Raw genomic sequence first — 17,009 nt, forward strand, 5'->3', positions numbered from 1 at the left:
AACCTCACTAGGCACACGGGCCTGTCCCAGCTCATCGGTTGCACTTGCGGCCACCGACGCCCAGGGGGGTCCCGGTATGCGGCCATCCCCGGGAACAAGGACGCAAGCACACCGCCGGTACATCGGCTCAACGTCACGTCGCAGAAGACCGCGTTTGATCTCCGGTCTCTCACGCCGTGGCCGACTCTCTACCCCCGCTTCGTTGCCACTCAACAGATACCGATCGGTATCTACGGAGTTGCTAGCCGGAAGAGGCACCCGTCGTCGAAGTGGTAGCGGATCTGCGAGCAGACGGTGCGTGGCGCGCCATCAGGCCAGGCTTTGAGGACTTTTCGGAGGTCAGTGTTTCGAGATTCGCCCGCACCCCCGAGGCGCTTGCAGGAAATCGAGGGAGCGCTAATCGTCGCGAGTGTGGCACCCTCAGCAGTTTCGTTTGAGGCATCCTGCCGGGTGCTCTGCCATCCAACTGACTAGTCCGCTTCATCACTGTTGCCCTCGCTTAGATAGGGGTGGCGTTGGACCAATCTCAGTAAGGCCGCCCGACCCAACTGCACGCGTGCGAGTCGTCGCAGTTCATGCGGGATGACAAGCCAGTAGTTTCTGCGCACAGAGACGCCAGTCCTGAGTATCCGTACCAACCGACGGTCCCGCTCCGCAACGAACTCAGGGAGGATTGCAACGCCGTGCCCGCCAACAGCCGAGAGCCATTGACTGGTAATGCTTGTCGCCCGAACCATCGGCTGAACACCGTCAAGTGTCTCACGCATGTTACGAAGCGCAGGGATATCCAAGAGTGAGTCGATGTACCCAATCACCGTATGCCTTCGCAAATCACTCAGAGAGGTGATGACCGGGTTCCATCGCAGGTAGTCTGCTGTGGCGTACAAGCCTAGGGTGTATGAGGCAAGCGACTCGACGTCGACACCGCGTGGACGCGGCTTCTCAAGGGATACACCGATATCGAATTCCCTTGTCGCCAGCATGTCGACGCCTGACGCTGTCACCATCTCGATAGCCAACCTGGGATGCCGGCGCCGCACTTCCGGTAGAGCCTCAGCAAGGACGAACGAACCAAACGCATCTGGAGCAACGATCCTCAAGCTTCCCGACAGTCTGCCCCCGGCGCTGCCAAGATCCTCCGCGGCCGCAAGTAGGCGAGACTCAATGGCCTCAGCGTGGGTGACCAACTGCCCTCCCGCGTCAGTGAGCACCCATCCGCTGGAAAAGCGGTCGAACAGTCTTCTGCCGACGGCACGTTCGAGATTCGAGACCCGCCGGCTCACAGTAGTATGGTCCACCCCAAGATTCCGTGCGGCCGAGACCAGCCTCCTCGTCCGGGCGACCTCAAGAAAGAAACGTAGATCATCCGCAGAAAGCATTGGAACTCCTCTAAGCACCAGGTGTGCAGATATACACACTTCTGTTCAATCTTGGGCATTGCGCTGGAAGATGCATGGGTAATACTGTGACGCACAGCGATAAACTATTGCTGCCTGCCAGCCTCTCTCGTCCTGCACCAGATCAAGTAGGATCTCCACCGACAGTCAGTAGTTTCCAAAATCGCAAAATCACACTTAGAACCTTGGAATCATGCTTAACCTGATCTCGGTCACCGCCTAGCGAAGCCTCGTCATTCCATCCCCTGATGACCCGCGTTGTAGTCGACTTCGCGCTCCGCGCCGATCTCCCTGCAGCGATCGCCAACGACAATTCCAAGGCCCTCCACAGGACCGAAACGATGTGTTAAGTAACATGAATTCTTACGGAACCCGCCGATTGCGCCAGCGGCGACGCGCCGCGTGGATCGAAATGAACCGCAAAGGAAAACACCCTGACCACGAGTCGGATCTGCTCATCGAGTTCGCCAGTATGTGGGCACCATATGGGGGCGCAGCTGCGGAGGAGATCCTTGTCCGGTTCGGAATGACAACGCGACGGTTCATTGAGCGTCTATGGCAAGTCATTCCTGAATCGTCTTGCACTCAGGAAGACATACGTAGTCTAGCGAGCGCGTACCCGTACCACCGGCGAATGACGGTACCTAACCGCGGCGCTTCATAGATCGCACGGCGTTCGGTTGCGAGGACGGACTCCGGTGACTAACTAACGGTCCAACGGATACGGTTGCGGAACTGCAACGAATTGGACCGACGGTATGCAGCACCGGCAGCCGCATCGCGGCGGAGCCAATGGGTCCCGCAACACCTCACCGAGCCGATTCCGGATCAGCACCGGGAACGTGGCGGACGAACCCGTGGCCGCTTTTGTGGCGTGGAGCCTACTGCTCCAGAAAGCGATAAGGCAGACCGAGAAAGCAATTTGAGTAGATTTCGCAACGCGTCATAATGACCGACGCCCCCACCGCGGCGCCGGTCATTATGCGCTCGCGCGTATTGAATGCGTTTCTGGGCTCGCCTGGCATCCCGGGCAACAGTACGCGAATCGTTTGACCGAACACAGCCCAGGCCGATCGAGGCAGGACTTCACCACTGGAATCACGTTTGACGAGCGGTTTCCGCAGGGTGGACTTGCGGGAACACGCTTCTGAAATCTCCACGCCACGAACCAGCCGCCGCGGATCGCCTGCCTCACCGGCCGCCTGCCCATTTCGCTATGAACGTCCAACGAATACTTCGCCGGACTTTAGAGGACTATGTCACGTATTCACTTTCAATCGGGACGCCCACCAGGGATCCGTATTCAGTCCAAGATCCATCGTAATTCTTCACGTTCCGGTGCCCAAGTAGTTCATGCAGAGCGAACCAGGAGTGGCTAGAGCGCTCGCCTATGCGGCAGTACGCGATCGTGTCTTTCCCGAAGTCGATACCTGCTTCTATGTAAATGTCCGCGATCTCGCTATCTGACCTGAAGGTTCCATCCTCGTGCACCGTCCTGGACCACGGCACATTCACCGCACCGGGAATGTGACCTCGGCGCTGCGCCTGCTCTTGAGGAAGGTGCGCTGGAGCGAGTAGTGCACCAGTGAACTCTCCCGGGGTACGTATATCCAAGTAGTTCTTCGTTCCGAGACCTGCGATCACCTCGTCTCGGAAGGCACGGATTGCACTATTCTGCTCATCCGCAACGTATCTTGACGAAGTCCGTTCAACCGAATCGGTCGAGAGAGTTCGGCCCTCTAGTTCCCACTTTTTCCGCCCACCATCCATCAGTTTGACGTCATCGTGCCCGTAGAGTTTGAAGTACCAGTAGGCGTACGCAGCAAACCAATTGTTGTTTCCTCCGTAAAGGATAATGGTATCGCTGTTTCTGATTCCTTTGTCGGAAAGCAGTGACTCGAACTGATCCCTACCCAAGAGATCACGATTAACCCGTTCTTGCAGATCCGTCTTCCAATCCAACTTCACCGCGCCGGGTACGTGCCCATCTGCGTAAGCGGCAGTATCTTCGTCTACCTCAATCACCACAACCGAATCTGAATTCGCGTTGTTCGCCACCCATTCTGTCGAGACTAGGACGTCACTACGACTCATACTCGAAATCCTCCTGTGTGTGGTTGCTTTCTTGAGTTCATATTCTGCGCTACTGGGCTGGCGGTGGCCTCGAATTCAGTTGGCCACTAAATGACACGGTCGCCCTCCGAAAAGCTGGTGCGCCTATGCCCACCACGTCAGCATGCTCGGATAGTCCAGCATTCTGCGATCAGCCCAACCGTCTGTCGACCAGGATGCTGCCCGCAGCTCAAAATGTCGAGGTCGCGCTGACACGGGCCAGGCTTCGACACCCTGAAGCCGTAACTCGAGGGACTCGTCAACTAGACGACCTGCATTCCCAGGCATTTTCGTCGCTGCCGGAGCTCGTGCTCGCGCGCGATCCACATGTACTTCTCCTGAGGACGTGCCCCGAACCTAGCGATAGCGCGAGATCCGGCCTATGACCGATGTGCGATATGGATTGTGACCCCAACTACACCCAAACGATATATGTATGCCATCATACTTGTCAAAGACCGATCGAGGGTGTTGCCACCGTCGAACATGAGAGAGGACTGACCGATGCCCCGTCGCACCGACGCGCGAGAACGCATGATCGACTCTGCTCGCCAGCTGTTCCGGCAGCAGGGTTACAGCCAAACCGCGTTCTCCGATGTTCTCGCCGCCAGCGGAACACCTCGCGGATCGGTCTACTTCCATTTCCCAGGCGGCAAGCAAGAACTGGCGAGGAGCGTCGCCGACCTTCATATCGATGCAACCATCGACGCTGTACGCGCGCTGCGTTCGAAAGCCCGTTCCCCGGGAGCCCTGGTCAGCGGCTACATCCGCGAGTCTCGAGACCGCCTTTTATCGACCGACTACACGGAGGGGTGCGCGGTGGCCCCACTTGTCACCGAGACACTGACTGCGCAGCCCGAACTAGCCCACGCGGTCGGGCACGGCTTCTCGCGCATCATTGACGAACTAAGTGCGGCGCTGACAGACCTAGGGGTTCCTGCGAACCGCGCACACGCCTTGGCAGCCCATGCTCTCGCCGGCGTCGAGGGAGCATTGATCGTGTCGCGCGCCACGCGTTCCGTAGCGTCGTTCGATGCGCTAATTGTCGATCTTGCCAACCTCGCTGACACCAGCGTTAAGGAGAAGAACGATGAACAATGTCACTGACCAGACCCTAGAGGCTCGTACAGCAACGGTTAGTCACAGGCGAGGTGCTCAATCCGCGATCGCGCTCGTCTACACGCGCGATCCGCCGCCACACGTGATGGGTCACGCGCCGGTAGCTACACCGACGCCCACCCCCGGGCGAAGCACTCGAAGGCCGCAGATAGCGTGCCCTGCCACAAACGTGGGCGCAATGCCGCTGCCGCCCAAGGTTTCTAGATACGACCTAGGGCCACGATCCGCATGGCTCGCCAAATGCTGGCCGGAGCATCGACGCATCTCAACGCCGATAAGTCGCTCAGAGAGATACCCGACCAGGGCGTGCCGCTGTAGGTCGCCGAGCGAGGGGATCGCAGCGCTCCTCTCCGGGCGCGGCCTGGCAGCCCATAGCTGCAGGCGTTAACCACATCCGCGTCGAGTGCGCGCGGTTGATGCCGTTCCAGCGAGACCGCGTGTAGGACCCTGCTGCACGGCATGCCGGCCCGGGTCGAGGTGGCGATATCAACTTTGATCCCGGATTCTGCCGTCGGACCAGCAGGTTAGGAGCCAGCGGCCCTAAGTCACTTACTCGACTGGCCTTCTCAACCGCGCACGTCCTCGAGGTTTGAGCCCATCCGGCTATCGGGCGCTTATTTTCGAGATCGTCGTTCGCCACCTGAGCAGTCGCCAGCGCTCGACGCCATGGAGATTGTGGTCGGCCAACACCACACTAGGATCCGCGCTGCCTCGGGGAGGTACGAAGGCGTCCACTAACCGCACCATCGAGATGTGCATATTTGCACAGACGTGTTCATTTTTCACTATTGCGCGGTCGCGAATAATGATGAGACTTGACTCACAGCGGCACAAATGTGTCCGCGATTGCCCGGACGGGTTCCGGTTAGACATGCGGAGTACGCACTCGAGTACCCGCACTTCCTCGCCGTATGTGTTGCGCCTGTACGACGACGGAGCAAGGAGCGAGAACCGGTGCACGGTATTCGGCTCGATGCGTCTCGGACGTAGTCCGGCATCACTGCGACGGCCGCTGGGAGGACCGAAGGCGTTCACATCATCCAGAGAAGAGGAGCCACACGTGCTGGTCGCACACGCAGCCGGTTCACAGAGGACTCGGCTGTGCGACGTATTGCCACAGATCGTCGATGTCGGAAATGGTTACCCCCCAGGGCGATTACCCACCTGACTCGCGACAGAAAATAGATTCGCCCGGATGCGCACACGCTGGACGGACGTGCCCGAGTGTCCACACGACACTCACAGAAGTAGTTACAAGGAGATCCTTCGATGTCACACGATTCACCCCACTTAGCGTCATCAATCGAACGAACCACGATCCGGGCAGTGGCGCGGCGAATCATGCCGCTCCTCGTCATTCTTTACTTCATCAGTTTCCTCGACCGCACAAATGTTGGCTTTGCTGCGCTCCATATGAATGATGATTTAGGCATCAGTTCTGCCATCTATGGACTGGGTGCCGGCATCTTCTTCCTCGGATACTTCATCTTCGAAGTGCCCAGCAACGTAGCACTCCATCGTTTCGGAGCCCGAAAGTGGATCTCGCGGATTGCGGTGTCGTGGGGGCTGATCGGGCTTCTGATGGCGTTCATGCGGCATGCTGGCGACTTCCTGGTCCTCCGCTTCCTGCTGGGAGTTGCAGAAGCCGGCTTCTACCCGGGCATCATTTTCTTCCTGTCCTTGTGGTTTCCCTCAAAATACCGCGCGCGAATGATTGCCATCTTCTATCTAGCGGTTCCGCTCTCCCAGGTTATCGGTAGTCCGCTCAGCGCAGCGCTAATCGATCTTGGGAACCGAATCGGAGTCGAAGGATGGCGGCTGATGTACGCCATCGAGTCAATCCCGGCGATCGTCCTCGGCATCTTCACATACTTCTACCTTACCGACTCGCCAGCGAAGGCCAAGTGGCTCCAACCTGCGCAACGTCGTTGGCTCCAAACAGAGTTGGAGGAAGAATCCCGACTTGCATCTCTCGAGAGTGGTGGAAAGTCGAGTACCCTCGCACACGTCCGCAGCGTCATGGCGAATAAGACGGTCTGGGCACTCGCTTTGATCTACTTCGGTATCTCTTCGGGAACCAACGCCATGTACTTCTTCTTCCCGATGTTGCTCGAAAGTTTCGGCGGCGGCCTGTCGATCATGCAGACTGGACTCATCACAGCCATTCCATACGCCGTGGCGGCCATCGTGATGGTTGTCGTCAGCCGTCACTCTGATCGAGTGTCGGAACGACGCAAGCACATGGGCATCTCAGCGATTGTCGCTGGTGTTGCCGTAATTCTCGGCCTCGTACTGAACCATCCGGTCGTCATCGTGGTCGGGTTCGTGATCATGGCGTCCGGAATCTACTCTGCGATTGTGATCTTCTGGTCCGCGCCGTCGCAACTGCTCAAGGGTGTCAGCGCGGCTGCGGGCATCGGCTTCATCAACGCAGTTGGAAACTTGAGCGGGTTCACCGGCACCTACATGACAGGCGGAATCAAAAGCATTACCGGCTCTTTCACACCGGCATTCATTCTGATTGCACTCTTTGTCATTGCCGCAGGTGTGTGGTTCATCATGCTTCCCGCGGTCAGGAAGCTCGACGACAAACTGAGCACTATCCACGCGACCGACTCCAACTCAAAGAACGGAGACCGACCAGGGGCAGGCGCTTCCCCTACCGTCTCCCCGACCGTGTGATAGAACGCGCAACTTGCATGCAGGCCGGTGAGAGATGACCGGCCTGCATGCGATTGATTCGTCTTATCTACTTGCTAGCGTCACATGCTCGCGCTTTCGCGGCGGATACCGCGGTCTGAGCGACACCGCAGGTGTATGCGATCCCGTGAAGAACGCTCACGGTGCATCATGTGCCCCGAGCTAGTATGATAGATCGCACGCCTGTCGATCTTGGAACACCAATCTGAATCTGGCCCGTCATCAGTATGATTCGTTCGTCGGCATTGCTACGTGATCTTGTGGAGCGGAATTCCGAATGGTCAGATCGTTCTGCATTGAACGGCTGGATCTTCCTGGCGCTGCGCTCGGTACCGCTCAGGATCGAACCACTCTGCTACTGAATTGGTATCCAAGGTGTCAGCATAAGTTTGCCCACAATGGCGATTTTCTCGGAGGTTTCGCATGTCTCAGCTTGTCACCGAACCACCTGAGTATCCGGCGAGCCCGGCGTTTACCGCTACTGCGAACGCCGGCCCCGACCTGCAGGCTGCCGCAGACGAGGACCGACTCGCGTTCTGGGCGACACAGGCCGAGCGCCTGCACTGGCACACGCCCTTCACCGAGGTACTCGACTGGTCCGACGCACCCGTCGCGAAATGGTTCGTCGGCGGCGAGTTGAATGTCGCCTACAACTGCGTCGACCGGCACGTGATCGCCGGCAACGGCGACCGCGTCGCCATCCACTTCGAAGGCGAACCGGGCGACACCCGCGACCTCACCTACAACGACCTGCTCACCGAAGTCAGCAAGGCCGCCAACACCTTCACCGACCTCGGACTCGTCGCCGGCGACCGCGTCGCGATCTACATGCCGATGATCCCCGAGGCCATCGTCACCATGCTCGCCTGCGCCCGCCTCGGCCTGACCCACTCCGTGGTCTTCGCCGGCTTCTCCGCCGCCGCCCTGCGCTCGCGCATCGACGACGCCGAAGCCAAACTCGTCGTCACCGTCGACGGACAGTGGCGCCGCGGCCAGGCCGCACCCCTCAAACCCGCCGTCGACGAAGCCGTCGACGGCGCGGAATCCGTCGAGCACGTCCTCGTCGTCAAGCGCACCGGCATCGACGTCGAGGTCACCGACGGCCGCGACCTGTGGTGGCACGAGACCGTCGACAAGGCCTCCGGCACCCATCAGGCGACCCCGTTCGACGCCGAGCACCCGCTGTTCATCCTCTACACCTCCGGCACCACCGGAAAGCCCAAGGGCATCATCCACACCTCCGGCGGCTACCTCACCCAGGCCTCCTACACCCACCACAACGTGTTCGACCACAAGGCCGGCCGCGACGTGTACTGGTGCACCGCCGACATCGGCTGGGTCACCGGCCACAGCTACATCGTCTACGGGCCCCTGTCCAACGGCGTCACCCAGGTGGTCTACGAGGGCACCCCGAACTCCCCCGACGAGCACCGTCACTTCCAGATCATCGAAAAATACGGTGTCAGCATCTACTACACCGCCCCCACCCTGGTCCGCACATTCATGAAGTGGGGCCGCGACATCCCCGACGCCCACGACCTGTCCTCGATCCGGCTGCTCGGCTCCGTCGGCGAACCCATCAACCCCGAGGCCTGGAAATGGTTCCGCGAGGTCATCGGCGGCAACCAGGCCCCCATCGTCGACACCTGGTGGCAGACCGAGACCGGCGCCATCATGATCTCCCCGCTGCCCGGGATCACCGCCACCAAACCCGGCTCCGCGATGGCCCCGCTGCCCGGCATCTCCGCGAAGATCGTCGACGACGACGCGAACGAACTCGGCGCCGGCGGCTCCGGCTACCTCGTCCTCGACAAGCCGTGGCCGGCGATGCTCCGCGGCATCTGGGGCGACATGGACCGCTACCGCGACACCTACTGGTCCCGGTACCCCGAGCAGGGCTGGTACTTCGCCGGTGACGGCGCCAAGTACGACGAGGACGGCGCCCTGTGGGTGCTCGGCCGCGTCGACGACGTCATGAACGTCTCCGGCCACCGCATCTCCACCTCCGAGGTCGAATCCGCCCTCGTCGGCCACCACGGCGTCGCCGAGGCCGCCGTCGTCGGCGCCGCCGACGAGACCACCGGCCAGGGCATCGTCGCGTTCGTCATCCTCCGCGAGGGCGTCGAGAACACCGGCGACACCCTCATCGCCGAACTCAAGGCCGAGGTGTCCCGGGAGATCAGCCCGATCGCCAAGCCCCGCCAGATCACCATCGTCCCCGAACTCCCCAAAACGAGATCGGGCAAGATCATGCGACGCCTGCTCAAGGACATCGCCGAAGGCCGCGACCTCGGCGACACCTCCACCCTCGTCGACCCCAAGGTCTTCGACACCCTCCGAAAGACCTAAGGACCTAGCAAGTAGGCACGCCCTCGGCGCCTCGGCGCGAGTGCCACCGCAGTGCGACACCCACCGAGGTTGTGGTGTTCGATCGGAACAGTGATCGGCATGCCGATCCCCACGCATGTCGATCACGAACTCGTTCGAGAGCCTGCGGGCAGCACCGCCTAGCGGTGCTCGACGTCGAGTCGAGCTCCGCAGCAAAACAGGACGAGCGATAGCAGGATCCGTTGTCGGTCAACACCGCCCGAAACTCAATACCCTGGGTGGCGACGAAGGTCTCCGTGCGGGCGTCGTGGTCTTCCACCGAGTACGCCAAGGGAATGGTCGGGCGTTCCCGTTGAGTGTGCACATCACGAACACTGGCACGTAAGGGTCCCAGATGTCACTGATGGCGACGAAGGCCTACTCGGCGGAATTCAAGGCTGATGCCGTCGCACCCTATCTGTGCGACCGAGTCATACCTTCGAGGGCTCGGCAAGGACTTAGAATCAGATCGGAGACCCTACGCAATTGGGTGCGCGCCGAACACAAACGGGCTGACCCTCCCCGACCGAACCCGGGCCAGAGGGCTGGCTCGCCTGTCCTTGCTGCTAGGACGAGTAGCATCCAACTCCGTATTGGAGGAGGAGAACAAGCTGTTCAATGCCCAGATCCGGAAACTGAAACCGAGCGGGAGATCCTGCGCCGGGACGCGAAGTATTTCGCAGGCGAGACCAACTGGTGATCCGCTTCCAACTCGTCGGCGACCACCGTGAAACCTTCCCTGTGAAGTGGCTGTGCCAAGATCCTCGAAGTCTCCCGCTCGGGCTACTACCGGTGGCAAGCCGCGTCTATCCTGCTGCACTGCAATCATTTCTGAGTTTGAAGCGCAGCGCCGCGATCGCGACGCTCTCCGCGGCGCCTACTCCCGGCATCGGGTCGCGCTTTGACCCGCCGCACAGTTGTGACGGTGCTGCAGCGGTGATGGTGGATCGGGCCGGATAAGGTAGTAACCGATGCGGATCTGGCCGGCAAAGCGGCGGGCCACCGCTGCCCCATCACGCCGTTCGGTTGGCGACGCGGTCCGGCAGATACGGGCAGTGATGTTGCCGGAGAGGAGTGGCCTGGCATCGCCTCCACCTCACCGTCTACAGATAGCGGTCGACCCATTTCCTCGCGGTTGCCGGCGAGAATTGGACCGTTCGGCGGCAAGGCGTAGCAGCCAACATTGGTCGATAACGAGTGGGTGAGTGCCAATCGGCAGCGTGGAGACAGGTAGACGATAGCGTGTGCCACTAGCGCCTATGGTGGTCGGCGATGTGGTGGGGACCGGACCGATACCGAAGGTCGTCCCTACTCACGCTGCCACACCTGTCACAATCTCCCCGGCGACGACAGATAGTCCCTGGTAGGGTTTGGCTTTGGCGCACCGATGCAGCCGAAGTCCTGGATATCCAATCCGTGTTGCCGGACAGGTAGCGCGTAGAGAGTTGCATTCCATCGCAAAGCTGCACTGCTCCATCGCCTCAGCCTCGACCTGAAGCGCGCCTTCGGCTCGAACCTCCACTGCCGAAGTCCTCCGACATGGGTGTTCCGAGAGTCCATCTCGGCTGGAACGGCCATATCAATACCCTTCATGTTACTATCTTGTAGATAGCTACATTAGCACTCCCGCGGATTCCTCTGCAATGGAACGCATGCGGACACCGCTCAGCAGAGAACGAACGAGCCACGCTGAGGCTGGCCAACCCGCAGTTTCATTGCACGACTCCGTAGCCCGCATCACCTCCGCGAGCGCCATCAGCTCGCTCAAGGATGAAACTCGTCGGACTGCCTGTCCCGCAGGACAGCTGCCTGTGGCGTGAGCGCTGTTGTCGATCCGCGTCCCCAACGAACGCGTCTCTCATTTCAGCGCGGCCGCGATGGCACGGACATTAGCAATCTCATCGACAGCTACCGTCCGTCCAGATCAATGTTGAATGAGCTGGCGCCCGGCCGATGGCGGAGATCACCCTCAATTGAGGCATAGACAGCTGCATCCGCGAATAGGAGCGTCGCCAAGTCCGGGCGACCGGACCTGGCGACTTGAATCCGAGAACTTTCCGCGGCGGCGTGCAACCGGTTCAGACGCTCGGGATCAGCCCACCATCTACACGGATTGCCGATCCTGTGATGTACGATGCACGCTCACTTGCAAGGAACGTGACAAGATCAGCAAACTCGCGCGGGCTGCCATAGCGCCTAAGCGCAATCGATCGGGTACTTTCGGCCACGACATCTTCGACCGCTCGATCCGACTGTTCCGCGCGAGCACGGTCAAGCGCTTGGACCCGCCTCGTCAGAATACGACCGGGAACAACGATATTCGACGTAACGCCGCGCTCTCCTACCTCCGAGGCAAGCGTCTTGGACCAGGTCACAAGCGAGGCGCGAAGCGTGTTCGACAATGTGAGACCAGATATTGGCGTCACGACGCCGGAGGACGTGGACGTAATAACCCGGCCCCACTTGCGGTCCATCATCCCGGGGAGAAATGAATCTGTCAGCCCGATCACGGATTGCACCATGGTTTCGAAGTTGTCCCGCCACACTCTGCGATCGACGCCGAAGGCTTGAGTGGTTGGCGGACCACCGGTGATGTTCACGAGAACATCCACTTGCCCGCGCTCAGCGAGAACCGAATCGACTAGTCTGTCGAGACCGTCGTGATCTGACATGTCCCAGATGGCGTTCGTGACGTCGATGCCCCGTTCGCCGAGTTCGCGGGCGACCTCTTTGACTCGTAATTCCTCGCGGTCCACGAGGACGAGAGTCGCGCCGGCATTGCCCAGCGCGTGGGCGACTGCGCTGCCCAAGCCGCCAGCGGCGGCCGTAATCAGAGCTACGCGACCATTAAGTTCAAGTTCCATCAATTTTCCTTTCTTCAGAACGCTTTTACCATCCCGGAAGGACAAAGAGCGCCCACGAGGCGATCGGTGCAATCACGATCATTGACATCCCCCAGCGCATGAGGTTGCTGAGTGTGCGATCTCGATCCTCGTCTGCTGTGTTAGCTACGACGAGTGCGCCCGTTGTGGAGAACGGTGAGGCGTCGACGAGGGATGACGACAAACACAGGGCGATGAGCATTGCGACGGAGCTGACCTCGCCGGCTACGAGGAACGGCACCGCCAAGGGAATCAGTGCGCCGAGAATGCCCGTAGTCGAGGCGAAGGCCGATACGGTCGCGGCGATGACGCAAATCAGCAACGCTACCAACAGAGGCGACTGCAGGTGAGCCACTGCATCCGAGACATAGGTGATTGTGCCGATCTCTTGAAGCAGGTTGACGTAGGTAACGATGCCTACAATGAGGAACACTGTGGGCCAGGCGATCTGCGTCAGTGCCTCTTTGCTTCCCGCTGGCGACACGATGCTCAGCAGGATTGCAATCGTAAGTGCAACAAAGCCGATATCCAGTTCGAGCACTGTTACCGCGACGACCATGGCGGAGATCCCGGTTAGCGTGAGCGCGACTTGTGGGGTCAGTGCCCTCTCACGAACCGCGGTTCGCGTACCTGACAGTTGGGTAGATGTCTTCGTCGTCGACGTGACCTTGTCCCTCAGGTATCCCCCCACCGCGTCGGGGGTAGGTTCTGGGACCGCACCCGCCTGAGCTTCGCCCCGGCCGAGCGCACGTTGGCCGCGACGGTGGATGAACAGATACAACAGGTAGCAGATGATTGCGTTGACCAGGAACGTGCAGATGAACAGTCGAGCGGGTGAGGATTCAATCGAGTTCTGCACCGCTATGTCATTTACGATCAGCCCAAAGACCCCGATCGGTGAAAATTCGCCCGCGCTCACACCATTGGCGACCATAAGTCCCATAAGCAAGGGGCTGATGTTGTAACGGTGCGCGATTCTCATGGCCGTAGGAGCGATGATCGCGACCGCAGCGGGCGGCACCGCACCCATGCCGGCAAGCGCTGCGGAGATAAGGAACATGATCCATGGAAAGGCCCACACCCTGCCGTGAACGGCGGCTACTGCAGCGTCGACGAGCCAATCGATCGTGCCGTTCGCCTTCGCGATCGCGAAGAGATAGGTCACCCCCACAAGGACAACGAAAAGCTCAGCGGGAAATCCCTGGAGTACTTCTGATTCAGATTGCCCTGCCAGACCAACTCCCACGACGAATGTCGCTACGAGGGCTAAGGCGCCCATATGCACGTGGAACACGGTCGCCACAAGGAAAACGACAACGAGCATTCCTACCGAGATGAGTTCTACCGACATGTCGGTCTCCGCGTGTCGTCAGTCCGCTTCAGTGCTTGGCCAGCAGCGAACCGAAGCCTTCCAACTGATCGTCAATTTTCATCGCACGCAGCGCATGCCAATAGATCACAGTGCCGACGGCCCAGACTGGCTTGCCCAGCTCCTCTTCGAGGACGGGTGCGACCTCACCGAAACGGAGGTTGGTTCCGAGCTGAATGATGGCGTCGGGATTGAAGCTGTTTGCCACCGTCACAGCCGAACGCAGTCGGTCTGGTGTCTGCGAGCCGACTTCCACAATGCTTCGACACTTCAGTCCTTCGACGTGTACGACTTCGAAACCTCTGCCCTCGAAGTAGCTAGCTGCATTCTTCTCGATGACCGGGTAATAGGGAGTCACGAGCGCGACCCGGCGCGCACCGACCTCCTTTAGTGCCTGCTCCGCCGCTTGAGCGCCCATCGATACATCGACACCGGACTTCTCGCGAAGGTGATCGAGCAAGGCGAAACTGCCGCGGACACCACCCATGAAGCTCTGAGAGGACATGGCTAACACGAGATGATCAATCAGCGCTTCGCTCAGACGCTCAACGGAATCGTCAAGATTCGCAGCAACGTGCTTCATGATGATCGTCCAGTCTTCATCTTCACCGATTGACTGATTCGGCACGTAGTAGCGATCGATCGCGTTCACAACCCCCTCGGGACGCATGTCCATCATCTCGTTCTCGACGTTGACGTTGGGACCTGGGGTCATAACGCCGATGACTCCGCGGGGGCCCATCGCGTTGCGGTAGCGGGTGCGATCGTGTGTGGTGCCCGCAATATCAGTGTTGTTGGTCATGCCACATACCTTCTCTTGTCGTGAGATCAATCACTGTGCCGGATCACGATATGCATCCGCGGCAGCAGGCGCACCCCCCCGTAACAGATAGTTGCAATCCGATTTCCGGATACTGTGGATCAGTGCACCTCGACTGGATCAATTCATTTGTCACTGTGGCGGATAAGCGGAGCTTTGTCAGGGCCGCGCAGACGCTCGGCAAAGCTCAATCTCGGGTGAGCGAACACGTCGCCAAGCTCGAGTCGGAGCTCGGGATCGTCTTGATCGATCGCAGTTCCCGACCACTACACCTGACCGTGGCTGGTGAAGTTTTCCTGGGACGAGCAAAGGACGTCCTGACAACCCTCCAGGCTGCGCGCGCGGAAATGACAGCGATTCACGGCTCCACCTACGGCACAGTGCGTTTGGCTTGTATGTCAAGCGTTGCAGGATTGTTCGCGCCAGGTTTGATCGAGCGATTTACCCGCGTGGAGCACAACATCGACGTGCACGTCATGGAGGGCCCGACTGCGACCTTGCCTGCGATGTTGCTTAGCCGGCAGGCTGAACTCGCGATCGTCCCCCTTGAGTATGTGGCCAATGCGCCCGAACTGGAGTGTGCTCACTTATGGAAAGAGCCCTTCACGCTTGTCGTCCACCCAAGCCACCGCCTCGCCGATAACGTTGTCGCCGATGTGACTGAGTTGGAAGGCGAGTCTGTAATTACTCCGGGCAGTGGAGATGGGGCACGGGGACTCTCCCCCGAAACTGCACGGCTGTTCAGGACAGCCGGGGTCGATGTCGCCGCCGCGCGCCGGGTGGCTTCCCCTCACACTCTCGTCTCGATGGTGCGATCCGGCCTCGGCATCGGCATCATGAGCGAACTCGCCCTCCAACTCACCGGAATCGAAGGCGTGCGAGGCGTCGGGATAGCCGACACGACTTTCGTCCGCCACACGGTCCTGTCTTGGAGCCGCCAGTTCAAGCTTTCCTCCAGCGCAAAACGTCTGGCGGACTTCATTCGATCGAACCAGCCACCCAGAGGCACAACGCGCGGGTCGTCGAGGAATTCTCGTCAGTACAAAGAATCCATGGATCCGTCGTGACGCGAGCGCTATACGTTGTCGACAGATCGGATGAGCCGCGGGATCCACCAACTCCTCTCGGTCGCGAGGTAATTGTGCAGTCATCCGCGGGTGAGACGATACTTGCCTCTGGCTATCCGGAGTCGGGGCCACACAGTCACCGCGCCCGCATCGCTGGCAAAGGCCGCTTCGGCTGACGGAATTCATTGGTACCGCATACGAAAGTCGGCGCCGTTCCGTATCGCGCAACCGCCGTTGTGCACCTTCGGTCATCGCGAGACACGACCGCATTGGACACTCGACGCGCGAATGGGAGTTGACTGGCCCCCGCCCTCCTCCGAGGTAGGTCCCATCACCGTGACCAACGCAGTTTCATAGGGGAGATAGGCTCGGCAGGCGCCCAAGTCCGCATCCGACCATTCGACGATCACGCACTCGTCTCTCGTAAGTGCTGCCATCCGATCGACGAGATCCAGGGCAACATAATCCGGGACGTCAACCCGGGCACCGTTCACGATGATGTACGACACTTCGTCTCCACTTCGGTGAGAGCTCTCGAACACCGCCGATCACCGCACGTAAGGTTTCGATGACTTGTAGAGCCGGCGACAGGGAGTAGAATACTCTCTTGAGAAGAGTTTTTGTAGAGGGGATGGAAGCCTATGCCACTACGCTCAGATTGGTCGGCCAAGTCGTGCCCGATAGCCCGGAGCCTCGACGTTCTTGGCGACCCCTGGACAGTTCTCGTCTTGAGAGAGCTCTTCACCGGGAACTTACGCTTCGATAGCATCCGCGACCGCCTGGAAGTCGCCGATACCGTGCTGAGCAAGCGGCTGAACGCACTAACCGACGCCGGCCTTGTAAATCCAACCAAGTACGGCGGCGGCACGGCGCGGGCAAGGTACGAATACAGGCTGACCAACGCGGGCCAAGCAACACTGCCTGTCCTCCACGCCCTCGCACAATGGGGTGCAAAACACCGAAGTGATGGCGAACTGAGTCGCAGCACACTCGAAATCTCGTGCGTTCGGTGCGGAAGGGAGGCGAACTCGGCGGACTGGTGCACCGAATGCAACCTCCCACTCAGTGCAGAGAGCACGGAGTGGAGAAGGCCCGCCGACCCGTCGGTGGCGCTCCGCCTGATGCGCTCATAACCACCGGTATATACGTGAGCTTTCGTTTCGCCGGCTGAATCAC

General features: G+C 60.0%; 10 protein-coding genes and 1 pseudogene. 6 read left to right on the forward strand and 5 right to left on the reverse strand.

All coding sequences use genetic code 11. The features are described from left to right. Positions 1–470: 470 nt before the first annotated feature. Both ACFU5V_RS28830 and ACFU5V_RS28835 read right to left on the reverse strand, forming a co-directional pair. On the reverse strand, positions 471–1,379 hold the full coding sequence (locus ACFU5V_RS28830) for a LysR family transcriptional regulator (protein ID WP_378703305.1): 909 nt from the start codon (positions 1,377–1,379) through the stop codon (positions 471–473). Positions 1,380–2,651: 1,272 nt separating this feature from the next. Then, entirely contained in the window at positions 2,652–3,491 is an 840-nt protein-coding gene (locus ACFU5V_RS28835) for a sulfurtransferase (RefSeq protein ID WP_378703306.1), read from the reverse strand. A gap of 522 nt (positions 3,492–4,013) precedes the next feature. Here ACFU5V_RS28835 and ACFU5V_RS28840 point away from each other — a divergent pair. From ACFU5V_RS28840 to ACFU5V_RS28855, 4 genes and pseudogenes are all read left to right on the forward strand, one after another. Continuing rightward, positions 4,014–4,616 carry a TetR/AcrR family transcriptional regulator gene (locus ACFU5V_RS28840; RefSeq protein WP_378703307.1) on the forward strand — a complete coding sequence of 201 codons (603 nt, stop codon included), beginning with the start codon at positions 4,014–4,016 and terminating at the stop codon, positions 4,614–4,616. A 1,338-nt stretch (positions 4,617–5,954) separates the two neighbouring features. Next, on the forward strand, positions 5,955–7,310 hold the full coding sequence (locus ACFU5V_RS28845) for an MFS transporter (protein ID WP_378703308.1): 1,356 nt from the start codon (positions 5,955–5,957) through the stop codon (positions 7,308–7,310). Between the two features lie 441 nt (positions 7,311–7,751). After that, positions 7,752–9,677 (forward strand): acetate--CoA ligase, encoded by a 1,926-nt coding sequence (gene acs / locus ACFU5V_RS28850; protein ID WP_378703309.1) that lies wholly within the window; start codon positions 7,752–7,754, stop codon positions 9,675–9,677. Between the two features lie 382 nt (positions 9,678–10,059). After that, positions 10,060–10,500: pseudogene (locus tag ACFU5V_RS28855) on the forward strand (transposase); the annotation flags it as partial. Positions 10,501–11,773: 1,273 nt separating this feature from the next. On the opposite strand, the gene ACFU5V_RS28860 reads toward ACFU5V_RS28855, so the two are convergent. Genes ACFU5V_RS28860 through ACFU5V_RS28870 form a run of 3 tightly spaced genes read right to left on the reverse strand, consistent with a single transcriptional unit; the run spans position 11,774 to position 14,748 of the window. Further along, complete coding sequence (locus ACFU5V_RS28860) at positions 11,774–12,559, reverse strand: SDR family oxidoreductase (RefSeq protein WP_378703310.1); 786 nt, start codon at positions 12,557–12,559, stop codon at positions 11,774–11,776. Positions 12,560–12,584: 25 nt separating this feature from the next. Then, positions 12,585–13,928 carry an SLC13 family permease gene (locus ACFU5V_RS28865; protein WP_378703311.1) on the reverse strand — a complete coding sequence of 448 codons (1,344 nt, stop codon included), beginning with the start codon at positions 13,926–13,928 and terminating at the stop codon, positions 12,585–12,587. A 28-nt stretch (positions 13,929–13,956) separates the two neighbouring features. Then, positions 13,957–14,748: an igiC gene (locus ACFU5V_RS28870; protein WP_378703312.1), complete on the reverse strand. Its 792-nt coding sequence runs from the start codon at positions 14,746–14,748 to the stop codon at positions 13,957–13,959. Positions 14,749–14,870: 122 nt separating this feature from the next. Between ACFU5V_RS28870 and ACFU5V_RS28875 the strand changes: the two genes are divergently transcribed. Together ACFU5V_RS28875 and ACFU5V_RS28880 are read left to right on the forward strand one after the other, a co-directional pair. After that, positions 14,871–15,833 carry a LysR family transcriptional regulator gene (locus ACFU5V_RS28875; RefSeq protein WP_378703313.1) on the forward strand — a complete coding sequence of 321 codons (963 nt, stop codon included), beginning with the start codon at positions 14,871–14,873 and terminating at the stop codon, positions 15,831–15,833. A gap of 641 nt (positions 15,834–16,474) precedes the next feature. Further along, positions 16,475–16,966 carry a winged helix-turn-helix transcriptional regulator gene (locus ACFU5V_RS28880; RefSeq protein ID WP_378703314.1) on the forward strand — a complete coding sequence of 164 codons (492 nt, stop codon included), beginning with the start codon at positions 16,475–16,477 and terminating at the stop codon, positions 16,964–16,966. Positions 16,967–17,009 lie beyond the last annotated feature (43 nt).

This window comes from Rhodococcus sp. NPDC057529, from assembly GCF_042802055.1.
Taxonomy (GTDB): Bacteria; Actinomycetota; Actinomycetes; order Mycobacteriales; family Mycobacteriaceae; genus Rhodococcus_F.